1 pseudogene is annotated in these 430 nt (G+C 68.6%); it reads left to right on the top strand.

The features are described 5' to 3' along the window. Positions 1-430, top strand: a pseudogene (locus JHN63_RS52045) (hypothetical protein); the annotation flags it as partial.

Raw genomic sequence — 430 nt, 5'->3', positions numbered from 1 at the left:
CCGTCGACGGTGCTGGTGTGGGTGGCGCTGGCAGCGCTGAACCTGCTGGTGAACAACCCGGTCTCCAACGCCCGTTACTGGTTCCTGACGGTGGTGGTGGCGTTCGTGTTCGCCGCGTTCCCGAGCAGTGCGGCGGTCTACCGGACGGTCCTGACGGCGGGAGTGGTGGGGGCGCTGGTGCTGTTCCCGTACGCGGACAGGTTCCGGTACGAGGAGGGGAGCCAGCGGTCCGTGCAGTCGGCCTCGGTCTTCGATCCGCTGGTGACCAAGGACTACGACCAGATGGTGATGTTCGCCAACACCATCTCCTGGGTCGACACCCGGGGCCACACCTACGGCCGCCAACTGGCGGGCTCCGGGCTGTTCTTCGTGCCGCGCGCGGTGTGGAGCGGGAAGCCGGAGGACACCGGGGTCCGGGTCGGGCAGTGGA

Origin of the sequence: Streptomyces sp. MBT65 (assembly GCF_016612545.1) — a bacterium.
GTDB lineage: Bacteria > Actinomycetota > Actinomycetes > Streptomycetales > Streptomycetaceae > Streptomyces.
This window is presented reverse-complemented; position numbering and strand designations above follow the sequence as displayed.